Origin of the sequence: Enterobacter cloacae complex sp. 402C9, from assembly GCF_050030745.1 — a bacterium.
Lineage (GTDB): Bacteria > Pseudomonadota > Gammaproteobacteria > Enterobacterales > Enterobacteriaceae > Enterobacter > Enterobacter intestinihominis.
Window position 1 is genome coordinate 216,131 of record NZ_JBLGUW010000001.1, and the last position, 16,729, is coordinate 232,859.

14 protein-coding genes and 1 tRNA gene are annotated in these 16,729 nt (G+C 55.6%); 10 read left to right on the top strand and 5 right to left on the bottom strand.

Translation table 11 applies throughout. The annotated features are described in order from the left end of the window. The 3 genes from ACQG1K_RS01085 to ACQG1K_RS01095 all read right to left on the bottom strand — a co-directional run bounded on the left by ACQG1K_RS01085 (window position 1) and on the right by ACQG1K_RS01095 (window position 2,690). On the bottom strand, window positions 1-750 hold the full coding sequence (locus ACQG1K_RS01085) for a sugar phosphate isomerase/epimerase family protein (RefSeq protein WP_023305240.1): 750 nt from the start codon (window positions 748-750) through the stop codon (window positions 1-3). Between the two features lie 102 nt (window positions 751-852). Next, complete coding sequence (locus ACQG1K_RS01090) at window positions 853-1,869, bottom strand: LacI family DNA-binding transcriptional regulator (protein WP_367075606.1); 1,017 nt, start codon at window positions 1,867-1,869, stop codon at window positions 853-855. 158 nt (window positions 1,870-2,027) lie between these two features. Beyond that, window positions 2,028-2,690: an OmpA family lipoprotein gene (locus ACQG1K_RS01095; RefSeq protein ID WP_022646688.1), complete on the bottom strand. Its 663-nt coding sequence runs from the start codon at window positions 2,688-2,690 to the stop codon at window positions 2,028-2,030. A gap of 122 nt (window positions 2,691-2,812) precedes the next feature. Between ACQG1K_RS01095 and ACQG1K_RS01100 the strand changes: the two genes are divergently transcribed. Then, window positions 2,813-5,182 (top strand): molybdopterin guanine dinucleotide-containing S/N-oxide reductase, encoded by a 2,370-nt coding sequence (locus ACQG1K_RS01100; protein ID WP_367075608.1) that lies wholly within the window; start codon window positions 2,813-2,815, stop codon window positions 5,180-5,182. Here ACQG1K_RS01100 and ACQG1K_RS01105 read toward each other — a convergent pair. Both ACQG1K_RS01105 and tag read right to left on the bottom strand, forming a co-directional pair. Beyond that, on the bottom strand, window positions 5,151-5,591 hold the full coding sequence (locus ACQG1K_RS01105) for an N-acetyltransferase (protein WP_022646690.1): 441 nt from the start codon (window positions 5,589-5,591) through the stop codon (window positions 5,151-5,153). The genes ACQG1K_RS01100 and ACQG1K_RS01105 overlap by 32 nt on opposite strands. Continuing rightward, entirely contained in the window at window positions 5,569-6,150 is a 582-nt protein-coding gene (gene tag / locus ACQG1K_RS01110) for a DNA-3-methyladenine glycosylase I (protein WP_032626511.1), read from the bottom strand. The genes ACQG1K_RS01105 and tag overlap by 23 nt, the downstream gene beginning before the upstream one ends. A gap of 160 nt (window positions 6,151-6,310) precedes the next feature. Between tag and ACQG1K_RS01115 the strand changes: the two genes are divergently transcribed. From ACQG1K_RS01115 to dppF, 9 genes are all read left to right on the top strand, one after another. Beyond that, window positions 6,311-6,853 (top strand): lipase, encoded by a 543-nt coding sequence (locus tag ACQG1K_RS01115; RefSeq protein WP_367075611.1) that lies wholly within the window; start codon window positions 6,311-6,313, stop codon window positions 6,851-6,853. A gap of 236 nt (window positions 6,854-7,089) precedes the next feature. Then, on the top strand, window positions 7,090-8,292 hold the full coding sequence (locus ACQG1K_RS01120) for an L-lactate MFS transporter (RefSeq protein ID WP_023299065.1): 1,203 nt from the start codon (window positions 7,090-7,092) through the stop codon (window positions 8,290-8,292). A 240-nt stretch (window positions 8,293-8,532) separates the two neighbouring features. After that, window positions 8,533-10,227, top strand: a complete 1,695-nt coding sequence (gene eptB / locus ACQG1K_RS01125) for a kdo(2)-lipid A phosphoethanolamine 7''-transferase (protein ID WP_022646694.1) — start codon at window positions 8,533-8,535, stop codon at window positions 10,225-10,227. 91 nt (window positions 10,228-10,318) lie between these two features. Next, window positions 10,319-10,395 (top strand) — tRNA-Pro (locus ACQG1K_RS01130). Between the two features lie 621 nt (window positions 10,396-11,016). Beyond that, window positions 11,017-12,624, top strand: coding sequence for a dipeptide ABC transporter periplasmic-binding protein DppA (gene dppA / locus ACQG1K_RS01135; RefSeq protein ID WP_022646695.1), 1,608 nt, complete (start codon window positions 11,017-11,019; stop codon window positions 12,622-12,624). Window positions 12,625-12,785: 161 nt separating this feature from the next. Beyond that, the gene (dppB, locus tag ACQG1K_RS01140) at window positions 12,786-13,805 is read left to right on the top strand and encodes a dipeptide ABC transporter permease DppB (RefSeq protein WP_022646696.1); all 1,020 of its coding nucleotides are present in this window, start codon (window positions 12,786-12,788) and stop codon (window positions 13,803-13,805) included. Between the two features lie 9 nt (window positions 13,806-13,814). Beyond that, entirely contained in the window at window positions 13,815-14,717 is a 903-nt protein-coding gene (gene dppC, locus ACQG1K_RS01145) for a dipeptide ABC transporter permease DppC (protein WP_022646697.1), read from the top strand. Between the two features lie 10 nt (window positions 14,718-14,727). Next, window positions 14,728-15,711 (top strand): dipeptide ABC transporter ATP-binding protein, encoded by a 984-nt coding sequence (gene dppD / locus ACQG1K_RS01150; RefSeq protein ID WP_063146913.1) that lies wholly within the window; start codon window positions 14,728-14,730, stop codon window positions 15,709-15,711. Continuing rightward, window positions 15,708-16,706, top strand: a complete 999-nt coding sequence (gene dppF, locus ACQG1K_RS01155) for a dipeptide ABC transporter ATP-binding subunit DppF (protein WP_022646698.1) — start codon at window positions 15,708-15,710, stop codon at window positions 16,704-16,706. Before dppD ends, dppF begins: the two co-directional genes overlap by 4 nt. The last annotated feature ends 23 nt before the right edge of the window (window positions 16,707-16,729 follow it).

Here is a 16,729-nt window from a genome sequence, read left to right on the forward strand (position 1 = left end):
TTACTCCTCGCGCAGCAGGTTGACGTAATGGCGGGTGACGGCGGTGAGATCCGTCCCTTCCAGCGGAAATTCGATACCGCGTGGCGCATCGGCAGGGAGTTGATTAAGCAGATCCCGCCAGCGAGAATCGGTCTGATCCGGCGCGACGGCGCGGAATTGCGCCTTATGCGGGACCGCGGCCTTCACATGAATGTAGCTCACGGCGGGAGCCAACTGACGTGCAGCCTCTTCCGGGGAGTCGCCAACCCACAGCCAGTTGCCCATATCGAACGTCAGCGTGACCGGCAGCGCCATTACCCGGCAGGCGGCTTTGAAGCGCTGCATCGGAGCGAGCTGACCGCAGTCGGTCTGGTCGTTTTCCACCACCAGCGTCATGCCGCTTTCATCCAGCAGTACGCGCAGGGCTTCAAGCGGTTGTTTGTCGCTGAAATGGCCCAGCGAGACTTTAAGCCACAGGGCGTTCAGGGTGCTGGCTTCGCTAAGGTAGCGCGGAAGATCCGGGTTGAGGGTTCCATCGGGCATAAACAGGGGGGCCGGGGCGGAGTAGCACGCCAGTAAACCCAGCAGTTCAATGGACTCGCCGAGCGCAGGCAGGGCCATTAACTCGTCGCTGCTGAAGAGCTCACGGCGGATTTCAACGCCATCAGCCCCTGCGCCGGCAATAACGGGAAGCATCGCCCGTTGACCGCCTGCTTGTCGCACCTGATCCGCGCCATACGCGGCGGTGACCACCATAATTTTCCTGCTCATTTCCTGACTCCAGGGCGTAATCGATAGTATTACGCTAGATGGAACCGGTTCCAAAGAAAAGATCGGGATGCTGAATTTATGATCGCTGTCACGAAGGGGAAATTAACGGGCAGTAGAGCCGCGAACGATCAGCTCGCCAGAAAAAACCTGCTCGCGTACGGCGTCGCGGGTGCCTTCAATGCGGCGAACCACTTGTTCAACCGCGGCATAGCCGATCTGCCAGGTGGGTTGTTTGAGGGTGGTAATGCCTACGCCAGCAAGTTCAGCCCACTCCAGTTCATCAAAGCCGAGTAAGCCGATGTCGCTGCCCCAGTGCAGGCCAATGCGTTTAAGCGAGCGGGCAACCTGAAGCGTCAGCGCCCCGTTCGCGGAGATCACCGCTTTGCGCATACCCCGATGGCGGGTATGGAACTGGCACAGGGTATTATCCAGCTGACCGGCTTCATGGAGGGAGATTTCGGCATTTTCGGCGATCACACCGGGATAACGCGCCAGCGTGGCACGAAATGCAGCCAGGCGGTCGCGGCGGGTGTTAACCATACCCAGCGGTTCGCTCAGGAACAAAATGGCTTCGAAACCCTGTTCAATCAGATGTTCGGTGGCAGTGGTGGCCGCCTGGGTGTTATCCAGCCCGACCACATCGCAGGCAAATTCCGGGATTTTGCGGTCAATAAGCACCATCGGCAGCGACGATTGTTGCAGGCGATTCAGTCCCTCTTCGCGCATCCCGACGGCATTGACCACGATCCCTTCCACCTGATAGCTGCGCAGCAGATCGAGGTAGTGCAACTCCTGATCAACTTCGTTATTGGTGTTACAGACCAGCGGGGTAAAGCCTTTCTCACGGCACGCCGCCTCAATGCCGCTGAGGACGTTAACGGAGTAAGGGTTGGTGATATCGGCGATGATGAGGCCAATCAGACGGGTACGACCCCGCTTGAGGCCGCGCGCCATCAGGCTGGGACGGTAGTCGAGATCGGCAATGGCCTGTTCAATTCGCGCCAGCAGTGCATCGGAAAGCAGGTGTTTCTCGCCGTTGAGGTAGCGTGAAATGCTGGTTTTACCGGTTTTGGCGGCTTTCGCCACGTCGCTGATGGTGGCCCGGGTTGGTTTGCTCATCGCTGATTTCCCTGAAATTAGTGAGAATACCTTAGCGGGAAAATCTGACGAATCAAGCAATTTGCCGGGTGGCGGTCTGATGCCCTCACCCCAACCCTCTCCCACGGGAGAGGGCGCAAACACTAAAAATGGCAACGGGGTTGCCGTTTTGCTTTTACCTACTGCACAGGGCTCAACGTAATCTCAACGCGGCGGTTCTGCGCTTTGCCTTCCGCCGTGCTGTTGCTGGCGATCGGGTTAGCCGGACCCATGCCGCTGGTGCGGATGCGGTTCGCTTCTACGCCCTGGGTGATCAGCGAGCTGGCCACGGAATCGGCACGCTGCTGCGACAGACGCATGTTCAGATCCTGGCTGCCGGTACTGTCGGTGTAGCCAATCACGTTCACGGCAGTTTTGTTGTACTCTTTCAGCACCGCGGCCACGCCGGTCAGGGTGTTCGCGCCTGCGGGTTTCAGCGTCGCGCTGCTGCTGTCAAAGGTCACGTTGTTTGGCATGTTCAGGATGATGTTGTCACCGCTGCGCGTCACGCTCACGCCTGTACCTTTCATTTTGTCACGGAGTTTTGCTTCCTGCACATCCATGTAATAACCCACGCCGCCGCCCAGGGCTGCGCCTGCCGCTGCGCCAATCAGCGCACCTTTACCGCGATCTTTCTTGGAGGAGGAGAGTGCACCAACGCCAGCGCCCACCAGGGAACCAATACCCGCGCCAATGCCGGATTTACCCGCTTCGCGTTCGCCGGTGTAAGGGTTGGTTGTGCAGCCTGAAACAGCCAGTGCACCGCTCACCAGAGCGGCAATAACGAGTACGCGTTTTTTCATCTTATTTCCTTAATCCTTTTTATTCTTTGCCACGACGGACGTGGCAGTGGATTATGACGTCCGAATACGGAGAAAATTCAGTGTATAACTCTGAAATTTGTCACAAACGATAAACTGCCTCAATGAAAGGCCGTCATACCTGCACGCAACCAGGAGCGCACGCTTTGAGCACCTCAACAAAAACCATTCTGACCGCCGCCCACTGGGGGCCGATGCTGGTCGAAACCGATGGCGACACCGTGCTGTCGTCTCGCGGGGCTTTGCCTTCGCGCCATCTCAACTCTTTACAGACCGTCGTTCGCGATCAGGTACATAGCAAAACCCGCGTACGCTGGCCGATGGTGCGTAAAGGCTTTCTGGCGTCACCGGATAAACCGCAAGGTATTCGCGGGCAGGATGAGTTCGTGCGCGTGAGCTGGGACGATGCCCTGGCGCTGATCCATACGCAGCATAAACGCATCCGCGACAGCTATGGCCCGTCGTCCATTTTTGCCGGCTCCTATGGCTGGCGCTCAAACGGCGTGCTGCATAAGGCCGCAACCCTGCTGCAACGCTATATGAGCCTGGCCGGAGGATATACCGGCCATCTGGGTGATTACTCGACCGGTGCGGCGCAGGCGATCATGCCGTATGTCGTGGGCGGGAATGAGGTTTATCAGCAGCAGACCAGCTGGCCGCTGGTGCTGGAGCATACAGAGGTGGTGGTGCTGTGGAGCGCCAACCCGCTCAATACCCTTAAAATTGCCTGGAATGCGTCCGACGAGCAGGGCGTTTCCTACTTCGATGCGCTGCGCAAAAGCGGCAAGCGCATCATCTGTATCGATCCGATGCGTTCTGAAACGCTTGATTTCTTCGGCGACAGCGCCGAGTGGATCGCGCCGCATATGGGCACCGACGTGGCGATGATGCTGGGTATCGCCCACACCCTGGTGGAGAACGGCTGGCACGACACGGAATTTCTGACGCGCTGCACAACGGGGTTCGATAAATTTGCCGACTATCTGACGGGCAAAACCGATGGTATCGCCAAAACCGCAGAGTGGGCTGCGGCGATTTGCGGCGTTGATGCCGCTAAAATCCGCGAACTGGCAGCGTTATTCCATAGCAATGTCACGATGCTCATGTCCGGATGGGGGATGCAGCGCCAGCAGTTTGGCGAGCAGAAGCACTGGATGCTGGTGACGCTCGCCGCGATGCTTGGGCAGATTGGCACACCCGGCGGCGGTTTTGGCCTTTCCTATCACTTTGCCAACGGCGGCAACCCGACGCGTAAAGCGGCGGTGCTGGCGTCCATGCAGGGCTCGGTGCAGGGTGGCGTGGACGCTGTGGATAAAATTCCGGTGGCACGCATTGTTGAAGCTCTGGAGAACCCCGGCGGGTTTTATCAGCACAACGGTCAGGATCGCCATTTCCCGGATATTAAGTTTGTCTGGTGGGCGGGTGGGGCCAACTTCACCCATCACCAGGATACCAACCGCCTGATCCGCGCCTGGCAGAAACCGGAGCTGGTGGTGATCTCGGAGTGCTTCTGGACCGCGTCAGCGAAACATGCCGATATCGTTTTGCCCGCCACGACCTCGTTCGAGCGTAACGATCTCACCATGACGGGGGATTACAGCAACCAGCATATGGTACCGATGAAGCGCGTCGTGGCTCCCCGGGATGAAGCGCGGGATGATTATGACGTCTTTGCTGACCTGAGTGAATTATGGGAAGCGGGCGGACGGGAGCGTTTCACCGAGGGCAAAACGGATCTGCAATGGCTGGAAACGTTTTACCAGATTGCCTGCCAGCGCGGGGCTGCGCAGGGCGTGACGCTGCCGCCATTTTCTGAATTCTGGGAAGCGAATCAACTCTTCGAAATGCCGGAAAGCGAGCAGAACGCGCGGTTTGTGCGCTTTGCTGACTTCCGTCGCGATCCGGAGAATAACCCGTTAAAAACCGAAAGCGGGAAGATTGTGATCCACAGCGAGCGCATCGCCAGCTTTGGCTACGCGGACTGCCCGCCGCACCCGGCGTGGCTGGAGCCGGACGAATGGCATGGCAATGCGCAGCCGGGGCAGCTTCAGCTGCTGTCTGCCCATCCTGCCCATCGTCTGCACAGCCAGCTCAACTATTCGGCTCTGCGCGAGCAGTATGCGGTGGCGGGTCGTGAGCCGATCGCGCTGAATAGCGACGATGCAAAGTCGCGGGGGATTAACGACGGCGATCTCGTTCGCGTCTGGAATGCACGCGGGCAGGTGCTGGCTGGCGCCGTGGTGAGTGAAGGGATCCGCCCAGGCGTGTTCTGCATTCATCAGGGAGCATGGCCGGATCTGGCGCTGGACGAGGGCGGTATTTGTAAGAACGGCGCCGTAAACGTGCTGACCAAAGATCTCCCCAGCTCGAAGCTGGGGAACGGCTGTGCGGGGAATACGGCGCTGGCATGGGTGGAGAAATATGAGGGGCCGGCGCTTCCCCTTACGGCATTTGATCCGCCTGCCAGCTCATGATCCACGTCGGGTGTTGGGTATCATCCTGCCAGGCGCTGTCTTCGATGCGAAAACCCTGAGCATGATAGAAATTCACCGCCCGCACGTTTTTCTGATACACCTCCAGGGTTAAATACGGGTAGTGCTGCTGAACATAGTTCAGCAGCGCACGCCCGATCCCCCTTCCGATGAACGCCGGGGCGACAAACAACGCCCCCACGAACTGGAACTGCATGACGCTGATAAAACCGCACAGGGTACCGTTTTCCTCCCAGACCCAGGTCTCGGCGGCGGGAAGGTAATCATCCCGCACTACCGCTTCATTCGCTTGCCAGTAACTTGCGTCGATAAACGGATGCGCCTCGGTGGTGCTCTCCAGCCACAGACTCAAAAGCGGAGCGGTATCCTCACTTTGCCATTTGCGGATCATGGTGGCCCTCCGGGTGGCAGAAGCAGCCCTTAATGTGGTCATTGACGAGCCCGCAGGCCTGCATAAAGGAGTAGCAGATGGTGGTGCCCACAAACTTAAAGCCGCGTTTTTTCAGCGCTTTTGACAGGGCATCTGAGGCGGGGGTAGACGTTGGGATCTCTGCAAGCGTGGCGGCCTGCGTCACCTTCGGCTCGTTATCCACAAACGACCAGACAAAAGCTGAGAAGGGTTCGCCGTTTTGCTCCATCGCCAGATAAGCACGCGCGTTACCAATAATGGCCTGAATTTTACCGCAATGGCGGATGATACCGGTATCCAGAACCAGCCTTTCCACGTCTTCGTCGGTCATGGCGGCCACCGCAACCGGATCGAAATGGTGGAAGGCCTTGCGATAGTTCTCACGCTTTTTCAGAACGGTGATCCACGACAGCCCGGCCTGCTGGCCTTCAAGGCAAATCATTTCAAACAGTTTTTTACCGTCGGTTTCCGGCACGCCCCATTCCTTGTCGTGATAATCGATATAAAGCTGATCCTGGCTTACCCAGCCGCAACGTTGCATAGGTCATCTCCCTTCCTGATACGGTAAACGCAAAAATTTCAATCTGCCCGGCTTGACGTGTTTGCTAAAGAGACAATAGTTAATACAGGGCTATACGCCCTAATACCTCTTCGAACAATGACATATATCGCCGAACTCGGCTCTTTCTGGAGTCGCTTTGATGATGTTAAAAAAAATCAGTGGTTGCCATGCTGCTTCTGGCCTGGTGGGTGTCTCAGCCTGCCTGCTTATATGTAACACCGCTTTTGCGTGGCAACAGGAATATATCGTTTCAGATGCACAAAGTAATACGACGGAACGCTATACATGGGACGCCGATCACCAACCTCGTTATGAAGATATTCTCGCGGAGCGTATCAACCATTCGCAGAATGCTGCGGGCTTTGCCCTGAACGACCCATCCGGTTCAGATGCGGAAACCGTTCTGAGCGTTGGCTGGAATTTTCCCGTGGCGGGACATTTTACCACCGGCCCCGTCATGGCGTGGCGCACTGATGGCGCTCCCCCTGCAACGGTGAATGCATTTGGTGAGGTAACTACCACGCAGCCGCTTACCGATCCCCTCTGGCATGCCAGCGTGAACTCGTTGGGGTGGCGCGTTGATACGCAGTATGGTGATTTACATCCCTGGGCGAAGATCAGCTACAACCAGCAGTCGGAGGAAGAATATTTGTACACCCTGGGCTTAAGCGCCAAATTTTAGGGTTGTTACTTTTTTAAACGCTGCGGTAACATATTTAATACAATAACGGCGCGGGCTGTGGTGATAGTGGTCACTCACCTTTAAGCGTTTTCTTTTCCGGCAAGGTCATTCATTCCCGCTTCCAGGCATTTCATTCCGTATCTCCTGCATTTCATGCCGTTTTACCCCTGGCGTTTTGGGGTTTTGTTTATCGTGTCCTCAGCGAACTTCCTTAATTTCTCTTGCAGGACACTGCCATGAACACATCAACTTATAACCGCACGCGTTGGCTGACGCTTTTCGGCACCATCGTTACCCAGTTCGCACTGGGCTCGGTCTATACCTGGAGCCTGTTTAACAGCGCCCTGTCCGATAAGCTCGGCGCACCGATAAGCCAGGTGGCATTCTCCTTCGGCTTGCTGAGCCTTGGATTAGCGATTTCCTCTTCCGTGGCGGGCAAACTTCAGGAGCGCTTCGGCGTGAAGCGCGTAACCATGGCCTCCGGGATCCTGCTGGGCGTGGGCTTCTTCCTGACGGCACATTCAAACAACCTGATGATGCTGTGGCTAAGCGCCGGGGTGCTGGTGGGTCTGGCGGACGGCGCAGGTTATCTGCTGACGCTGTCTAACTGCGTGAAGTGGTTCCCGGAGCGTAAAGGGCTTATCTCCGCGTTTGCCATTGGTTCATATGGCCTGGGCAGCCTGGGGTTCAAATTCATTGACTCCCATCTGCTGGCCTCGGTGGGGCTTGAGAAAACCTTTATGATCTGGGGCGTGATTGTGCTGGTAATGATCCTTTTCGGCGCCACGCTGATGAAAGATGCGCCGCAGCAGGAAGTGAAAACCGTTAACGGCGTGGTGGAGAACGATTTCACCCTCGCTCAGTCCATGCGTAAGCCGCAGTACTGGATGCTGGCGGTGATGTTCCTGACGGCCTGCATGAGCGGTCTGTATGTCATCGGTGTGGCGAAAGATATCGCGCAGGGGATGGTAAAACTGGACGCGGCGACGGCGGCGAACGCGGTAACGGTCATCTCCATCGCTAACCTCTCGGGTCGTCTGGTACTGGGTATCCTGTCTGACAAAATCGCCCGTATCCGTGTGATTACACTGGGGCAGGTCATCTCCCTGGTGGGTATGGCAGCACTGCTGTTCGCTCCGCTGAACGAGGCGACATTCTTTGCAGCAATTGCCTGCGTAGCCTTTAACTTTGGCGGCACTATTACCGTCTTCCCGTCACTGGTGAGCGAGTTCTTCGGCCTGAACAACCTGGCGAAAAACTACGGCGTCATTTATCTCGGCTTCGGTATCGGCAGTATTTGCGGTTCACTGATTGCCTCGCTGTTTGGCGGCTTCTACGTGACCTTCTGCGTGATATTCGCTTTGCTGATTATTTCGCTGGCGCTGTCCACCACGATCCGTCAGCCGCAGCGCGAACTGTATAAAGAAGCGCATGTATGATGCGATGAAAAGAGGCCGCTGGGCCTCTTTTATTTATTTCTAAATCGCTTCCGGACTTGCTATTTTGTAAAAATCTTCATCGATTCACATTCTCTGCTGCCACTTTTCTTCCCTGCTGTGGTCTACTTATCGCGCTTGTAGACGTTTCTGATAACGGTTTCTCTCGCATCTACTTACTCTGTCAGCTTTCTCACTGAGATTCGGCGGGTTTTTTATACCCCTTCCCCCAGGGTTGTTTGCATGAAATATATTAGGTCTCTTACCCAGCAAAGATTGTGTCTGATGCTGGCTGTCTATATCGGTTTGTTTCTGAATGGCGCGGTGCTGTTCAGACGAGTGGAAGGTTATTTCGAACACCTCACTGTAAGAAATGGAATTTTTGCCGCGATTGAAGTGTTTGGCTCAATTCTGGCGACCTTCTTCCTGTTACGCCTGCTCTCTCTCTTTGGCCGTCGTACATGGCAAATTCTGGCCTCGCTGGTGGTGATTATCTCCGCCGCCGCAAGCTATTACATGACATTCATGAACGTGGTCATTGGCTACGGTATTGTGGCCTCGGTGATGACCACGGACATCGACCTCTCGAAAGAGGTGGTGGGTCAAGGGTTCATCCTGTGGACGATTCTGACCTGCCTGATCCCGCTCTTCTTTATCTGGAGTAACACCTGTCGCTACACCCTGTTACGCCAGTTGCGTACCCGGGGACAGCGCATCCGCAACGTCGCCGTCGTTCTTCTGGCGGGTCTGCTGGTATGGGCGCCTATTCGCCTGATGGAAAAGCAGCAAAAACGGATCGAAAAAGCGACAGGCGTGGATATGCCAAGCTACGGCGGCGTGGTGGCTAACTCGTACCTGCCGTCTAACTGGCTGTCGGCGTTAGGTCTTTATGCCTGGGCTCAGGCGGACGAATCCAGCGATGTGAAATCGCTGATTAACCCAACCAAAAAGTTCACCTACCAGGCTCCGGCTGACGGGCTGGATGATACTTACGTGGTCTTCGTTATCGGCGAAACGACGCGCTGGGATCATATGGGTATTCTCGGTTATGACCGCGATACCACCCCGAAACTGGCGCAGGAAAAGAATCTGGTGGCATACCGCGGCTACTCCTGCGATACCGCCACGAAGCTCTCGTTGCGCTGTATGTTTGTTCGCGAGGGCGGTGCGAGTGATAACCCTCAGCGCACTCTCAAAGAGCAAAACGTATTTGCTGTTCTGAAGCAGCTTGGATTTAGCTCCGATCTGTTCGCCATGCAAAGTGAGATGTGGTTCTACACCAACACCATGGCGGATAACATCGCCTACCGCGAGCAGATTGGCGCCGAGCCGCGTAACCGCGGAAAGAACGTTGATGACATGCTGCTGCTCTCTGAAATGGAACAGTCGCTGAAAAACCATCCGCAGGGTAAGCACCTTATTGTTCTGCATACCAAAGGGTCACACTACAGCTACTATCAGCGTTACACGCGCGATTTCGCCAAATGGACGCCTGAGTGCGTCGGCATTAACAAGAACTGTAGCAAGCAGGAGTTGATAAATGCCTATGATAACTCGATTCTGTATGTGGATACCTTCCTCAGCCGGGTGATTGACCAGCTTCGCGATAAGAAAGCGATTGTGATCTACGCGGCCGACCACGGCGAGTCCATCAACGAGAAAGAGCATTTACACGGTACGCCGCGTAAGCTGGCGCCACCAGAGCAGTTCCGCGTGCCGATGATCATGTGGATGTCGGACAAGTATCTGGAAAACCCGGACAAAGCCAAAATGTTTGCCCACCTGAAACAGCAGGCAGAGATTAAGGTACCGCGCCGTCACGTTGAGCTGTACGACACTATTATGGGCTGTCTCGGCTATACCTCACCGAACGGTGGGATTAACGAAAACAACAACTGGTGTAAACTCCCTGATAACACCACAAAAGCCGCGCAGTAGCTGGTCTGGCGAGAATATCGCCAGTTGAATGGCTTTTTGAAAATAAGGGATTGACGAGGGCGCACCTCAGCAGTAAGATGTGCTCCGCATTCGGCGAGTAGCGCAGCTTGGTAGCGCAACTGGTTTGGGACCAGTGGGTCGGAGGTTCGAATCCTCTCTCGCCGACCACATTCTAAAAAGGGCTAACCGCAAGGTTAGCCCTTTTTGCATTAACGCGTTACCCCACCCGAGTCCTCAAAATACCCCTTAGCCCTGCTTCCCCCTGCCTGCTTGCGGTTTTGTGACATAATCCATTGTATTTTTTTATATATAGTTTGATCTTTTTTCGCGTTGCTTATGGATAACCTCAGCATTTTTCGCTGTGCGTTTTAACGTTCGCGGTATTTAGTGCTCAGATAATCACCATTCTGTAAGAAAATTTACCCATTCTGAATAAAACTTAATCACTGGGTGTTGCGAAATAGGGAGGGGTTTGTGCTGCAACATGGCGAGTAGCATAAATTTCTCTGCTGAAAACTGGCATTCAGAGTTTTTTTAATCTTTGTTTGCGGTTTCTCACACTCCACGTAAATCCCCGCCACCTGTATTGACGTTTTCACATTCTGTTGACAGATTGTAGGGCACGAGGGGCATTTCAGGGAGGATCTGCGCTGCAACTCAAACGCTCTTCTGAAAGGATTCTCTATCCCTTTTAACGCCCTCGGGCATCACCGACCGGACCGGGTAAAAAATAAATAAAGGTCAGGCGGCGTAACACAACAAAGCAAAACATCACATTGGAGCACAATAATGAGTATTTCCTTGAAGAAGTCAGGGATGCTGAAGCTTGGTCTGAGCCTGGTGGCCATGACCGTCGCAGCAAGCGTACAGGCAAAAACCCTGGTTTACTGTTCTGAAGGCTCTCCGGAAGGCTTTAACCCACAGCTCTTTACCTCTGGTACGACTTACGACGCAAGCTCTGTACCGATCTATAACCGTCTGGTTGAATTTAAAACCGGTACCACGGAAGTGATTCCTGGCCTGGCTGAAAAGTGGGATATCAGCGAAGACGGTAAAACCTATACCTTCCACCTGCGTCAGGGCGTGAAGTGGCAGGACAGCAAAGAATTCAAACCTACGCGCGACTTTAACGCCGACGACGTAGTGTTCTCCTTCGACCGTCAAAAAAATGCCCAGAACCCGTACCATAAAGTGTCTGGCGGCAGCTATGAATACTTCGAAGGGATGGGTCTGCCAGACCTGATTGCTGAAGTGAAAAAAGTGGACGATAAAACCGTTCAGTTTGTGCTGACGCGTCCGGAAGCGCCATTCCTCGCTGACCTGGCGATGGACTTCGCCTCTATTCTCTCTAAAGAGTACGCGGACAACATGCTGAAAGCCGGCACGCCGGAAAAAGTGGACCTGAACCCAATCGGTACCGGCCCGTTCCAGCTGCTTCAGTACCAGAAAGATTCCCGTATTCTGTATAAAGCCTTCCCGGGCTACTGGGGCACCAAGCCGCAGATCGACCGTCTGGTCTTCTCCATCACGCCTGACGCATCCGTGCGTTACGCAAAATTGCAGAAAAACGAATGTCAGGTGATGCCGTATCCAAACCCGGCTGACATCGCGCGCATGAAGCAGGACAAAAATATCAACCTGATGGAGCAGGCGGGCCTGAACGTGGGTTATCTCTCCTTCAACACCGAGAAGAAACCGTTCGATGACGTGAAAGTGCGTCAGGCGCTGACCTACGCGGTGAACAAAGAAGCGATCATCAAAGCCGTTTACCAGGGCGCTGGCGTTGCGGCCAAGAACCTGATCCCACCAACCATGTGGGGCTATAACGACGACATTAAGGACTACACCTACGATCCTGAGAAAGCGAAAGCGCTGCTGAAAGAAGCGGGCCAGGATAAAGGTTTCACCGTTGAGCTGTGGGCGATGCCGGTACAGCGTCCTTACAACCCGAACGCACGTCGTATGGCGGAAATGGTTCAGGCTGACTGGGCGAAGATTGGCGTACAGGCCAAAATTGTGACCTACGAGTGGGGCGAGTACCTGAAACGCGCCAAAGCGGGCGAACACCAGGCGGTCATGATGGGCTGGACCGGCGACAACGGGGATCCGGACAACTTCTTCGCGACCCTGTTCAGCTGTGCGGCAGCGAAAGACGGTTCCAACTACTCTCGCTGGTGCTACAAGCCGTTTGAAGACCTGATCCAGCCGGCGCGTGCGACCGATGATCACAACAAACGTATCGAACTGTACAAGCAAGCGCAGGTTGTCATGCACGATCAGGCTCCGGCGCTGATTGTTGCTCACTCCACCGTGTACGAGCCAGTGCGTAAAGAAGTGAAGGGCTACGTGGTCGATCCACTGGGCAAACACCACTTCGAAAACGTGTCTGTTGAATAATAAGTAGGGTGTTCTCCCTCTCCCTGTGGGAGAGGGCAGGGGTGAGGGGCGTGCATGCATCCCCTCACCCTAACCCTCTCCCGAAGGGAGAGGGAATTTACATTTGTGAGCAATACAGACGTCACGCTACTGAGCGTGCGTCATCAGAGAGAATCCGGGTTATGTTGCAGTTCATCCTCCGACGTCTGGGACTGGTTATCCCGACGTTTATCGGTATCACCCTTCTCACTTTTGCCTTCGTCCATATGATCCCGGGTGATCCGGTGATGATTATGGCGGGCGAGCGTGGTATCTCCCCTGAACGTCATGCGCAACTGCTGGCTGAACTCGGCCTTGATAAGCCGATGTGGCAGCAGTACCTCCACTACATCTGGGGCGTATTACACGGCGATTTAGGGATTTCACTGAAAAGCCGTCTTCCGGTGTGGGACGAGTTCGTGCCGCGTTTCCAGGCGACGCTGGAACTCGGCATCTGCGCCATGATCTTCGCGACCGCGGTGGGGATTCCCGTCGGCGTGCTGGCTGCCGTTAAGCGTGGCTCTATTTTCGACCACACCGCCGTTGGCCTGGCACTGACCGGCTACTCCATGCCTATCTTCTGGTGGGGCATGATGCTGATCATGCTGGTCTCGGTGCAGTGGAACCTGACGCCGGTCTCCGGACGTGTCAGCGATATGGTTTTCCTTGACGACACCAACCCGTTAACCGGCTTTATGCTGATTGATACGGCGATCTGGGGCGAAGAGGGCAACTTCATTGATGCGGTTGCGCACATGATCCTGCCTGCAATGGTGCTGGGCACCATCCCACTTGCGGTGATCGTGCGTATGACTCGTTCCTCCATGCTGGAAGTGCTGGGCGAAGATTATATTCGGACTGCCCGCGCTAAAGGTCTGACCCGTATGCGCGTCATCATCATTCATGCCCTGCGTAACGCCATGCTGCCGGTGGTGACCGTTATCGGTTTGCAGGTCGGTACGCTGCTGGCCGGGGCGATCCTGACCGAAACCATCTTCTCCTGGCCAGGCCTTGGACGCTGGCTGATTGATGCGCTGCAACGCCGTGACTATCCGGTTGTGCAGGGCGGTGTATTGCTGGTCGCGACGATGATTATCCTCGTCAACCTGCTGGTCGATTTGCTGTACGGCGTGGTGAACCCGCGTATTCGTCATAAGAAGTAAGGGGCCATCATGTCACAAGTTACTCAAAATAAAGCGGTTACCGCACCGGTGCCAATGACGCCGATGCAGGAATTCTGGCACTACTTCAAGCGCAACAAAGGCGCGGTCGTCGGGCTGGTGTATGTTTCCATTATGATCCTGATTGCGGTGTTTGCGAACTTCCTTGCGCCGTATAACCCCGCGGACCAGTTCCGTGATGCGCTGCTCGCGCCACCGGCCTGGCAGGAAGGTGGTAGCCTGACGCACCTGCTCGGTACTGATGACGTTGGCCGCGATGTGCTGTCTCGTCTGATGTACGGTGCGCGCCTCTCTCTGCTGGTTGGCTGTCTCGTGGTGGTGTTGTCGCTGATCATGGGCGTTGTGCTTGGTCTGGTGGCGGGCTACTTCGGCGGCATCGTTGATAACGTCATCATGCGTATCGTCGATATCATGCTGGCATTGCCAAGCCTTCTGCTGGCCCTGGTGCTGGTCGCGGTCTTTGGTCCTTCGATAGGCAATGCCGCGCTCGCGCTAACGTTCGTTGCGCTTCCTCACTATGTCCGATTAACCCGTGCGGCCGTGCTGGTCGAGGTGAACCGCGATTATGTGACAGCATCTCGAGTGGCGGGTGCGGGGGCGATGCGCCAGATGTTCGTCAATATTCTTCCTAACTGCCTTGCACCGCTGATTGTTCAGGCGTCGCTCGGTTTTTCTAACGCCATTCTCGATATGGCCGCTCTTGGCTTCCTTGGCATGGGTGCGCAGCCGCCAACACCGGAATGGGGCACCATGCTCTCCGACGTGTTGCAGTTCGCGCAAAGCGCCTGGTGGGTCGTCACCTTCCCGGGTCTGGCGATTCTGCTGACGGTGCTGGCATTTAACCTGATGGGTGATGGTCTGCGTGATGCACTTGATCCCAAACTGAAGCAGTAAGAGGCACGAGATGGCGTTATTAAATGTAGATAAATTATCGGTGCACTTCGGCGATGAAGGCACACCGTTTCGTGCTGTGGACCGCATCAGCTATAGCGTAAATCAGGGCGAAGTGGTTGGTATCGTTGGGGAGTCCGGTTCCGGTAAGTCAGTGAGTTCACTGGCAATCATGGGGCTGATTGACTATCCCGGCCGCGTAATGGCGGAAAGCCTGGAGTTCAATGGTCAGGATCTGCAGCGCATTTCCGAAAAACAGCGCCGCCAACTGGTGGGAGCGGAAGTGGCGATGATCTTCCAGGACCCGATGACCAGTCTGAACCCGTGTTACACCGTGGGTTTCCAGATTATGGAAGCCATTAAGGTGCACCAGGGCGGTAACAAGCAAACCCGTCGCCAGCGCGCTATTGACCTGCTGACGCAGGTGGGTATACCCGATCCGGCATCGCGTCTGGACGTTTATCCGCACCAGTTGTCCGGTGGGATGAGTCAGCGTGTAATGATCGCGATGGCCATTGCCTGTCGTCCAAAACTGCTGATTGCCGATGAACCGACAACCGCGCTGGACGTGACCATTCAGGCGCAAATTATTGAGCTACTGCTGGAGTTGCAGCAGAAAGAGAATATGGCGCTGGTGCTGATTACGCACGATCTGGCGCTGGTGGCTGAAGCGGCACACAAAATCATTGTGATGTATGCAGGCCAGGTGGTGGAGACCGGGAGTTCACACGATATCTTCCGGGCCCCGCGTCATCCCTATACGCAGGCGCTGCTGCGCGCGCTGCCGGAGTTCGCGCAGGATAAAGCGCGTCTGGCCTCGCTGCCGGGGGTGGTACCGGGTAAATATGACCGTCCTCAGGGCTGTCTGCTTAACCCGCGCTGCCCGTATGCGACGGATAAATGCCGCGTCGACGAGCCGGAGCTGAACCTGTTAGCTGGCGGACGTCAGTCGAAATGCCACTACCCACTCGATGATGCCGGGAGGCCAACACTATGAGTACGCAACAAATGCTGTTGCAGGCCATCGACCTGAAAAAACATTACCCGGTGAAGAAGGGCCTCTTTGCTCCTGAGCGCCTGGTAAAAGCGCTGGATGGTGTCTCCTTTACTCTCGAACGCGGAAAAACGCTGGCGGTGGTAGGGGAATCTGGCTGTGGGAAGTCCACGCTGGGCCGTCTGTTAACGATGATTGAAGTTCCGACTGGCGGCGAGCTTTACTATCAGGGCCAGGATCTGCTCAAGCACGATCCGCAGGCGCAGAAACTGCGACGTCAGAAAATCCAGATTGTGTTCCAGAATCCGTATGGTTCGCTGAACCCGCGAAAAAAAGTGGGGCAGATTCTGGAAGAGCCGCTGCTGATCAACAGCAACCTGAGCAAAGAGCAGCGTCGTGAAAAAGCGCTGGCGATGATGGCGAAGGTGGGCCTGAAAACCGAGCATTACGATCGCTATCCGCATATGTTCTCTGGCGGTCAACGTCAGCGTATCGCCATCGCCCGTGGTCTGATGCTCGACCCGGACGTGGTGATTGCCGATGAACCGGTTTCGGCGCTCGACGTATCCGTGCGTGCGCAGGTGCTGAACCTGATGATGGATTTACAGCAGGATCTTGGGCTGTCGTACGTTTTCATCTCCCATGACCTGTCTGTGGTTGAGCACATTGCCGATGAGGTGATGGTGATGTATCTGGGACGCTGCGTAGAGAAGGGGACGAAAGATCAGATCTTTAATAACCCGCGTCATCCATATACTCAGGCACTACTGTCTGCGACGCCGCGACTGAACCCGGATGACCGTCGTGAGCGCATTAAGCTGACCGGCGAGTTACCAAGCCCGCTTAACCCGCCGCCGGGATGTGCGTTCAACGCCCGCTGCCGTCGCCGCTTCGGTCCGTGTACGCAGTTGCAGCCACAACTGAAAGATTATGGTGGACAGCTGGTGGCCTGCTTCGCGGTCGATCAGGATGAAAACGGCGAAAAGCCGCATGCATAAAGGAAAAAACCGGCGATTAGCCG

Bases quoted from the DNA above. Each gene is read 5' to 3' on its own strand.
- ACQG1K_RS01085 (WP_023305240.1), bottom strand. From the start codon at position 750: ATGAGCAGGAAAATTATGGTGGTCACCGCCGCGTATGGCGCGGATCAG.
- ACQG1K_RS01090 (WP_367075606.1), bottom strand. From the start codon at position 1,869: ATGAGCAAACCAACCCGGGCCACCATCAGCGACGTGGCGAAAGCCGCC.
- ACQG1K_RS01095 (WP_022646688.1), bottom strand. From the start codon at position 2,690: ATGAAAAAACGCGTACTCGTTATTGCCGCTCTGGTGAGCGGTGCACTG.
- ACQG1K_RS01100 (WP_367075608.1), top strand. From the start codon at position 2,813: ATGAAAGGCCGTCATACCTGCACGCAACCAGGAGCGCACGCTTTGAGC.
- ACQG1K_RS01105 (WP_022646690.1), bottom strand. From the start codon at position 5,591: ATGATCCGCAAATGGCAAAGTGAGGATACCGCTCCGCTTTTGAGTCTG.
- tag (WP_032626511.1), bottom strand. From the start codon at position 6,150: ATGCAACGTTGCGGCTGGGTAAGCCAGGATCAGCTTTATATCGATTAT.
- ACQG1K_RS01115 (WP_367075611.1), top strand. From the start codon at position 6,311: ATGATGTTAAAAAAAATCAGTGGTTGCCATGCTGCTTCTGGCCTGGTG.
- ACQG1K_RS01120 (WP_023299065.1), top strand. From the start codon at position 7,090: ATGAACACATCAACTTATAACCGCACGCGTTGGCTGACGCTTTTCGGC.
- eptB (WP_022646694.1), top strand. From the start codon at position 8,533: ATGAAATATATTAGGTCTCTTACCCAGCAAAGATTGTGTCTGATGCTG.
- dppA (WP_022646695.1), top strand. From the start codon at position 11,017: ATGAGTATTTCCTTGAAGAAGTCAGGGATGCTGAAGCTTGGTCTGAGC.
- dppB (WP_022646696.1), top strand. From the start codon at position 12,786: ATGTTGCAGTTCATCCTCCGACGTCTGGGACTGGTTATCCCGACGTTT.
- dppC (WP_022646697.1), top strand. From the start codon at position 13,815: ATGTCACAAGTTACTCAAAATAAAGCGGTTACCGCACCGGTGCCAATG.
- dppD (WP_063146913.1), top strand. From the start codon at position 14,728: ATGGCGTTATTAAATGTAGATAAATTATCGGTGCACTTCGGCGATGAA.
- dppF (WP_022646698.1), top strand. From the start codon at position 15,708: ATGAGTACGCAACAAATGCTGTTGCAGGCCATCGACCTGAAAAAACAT.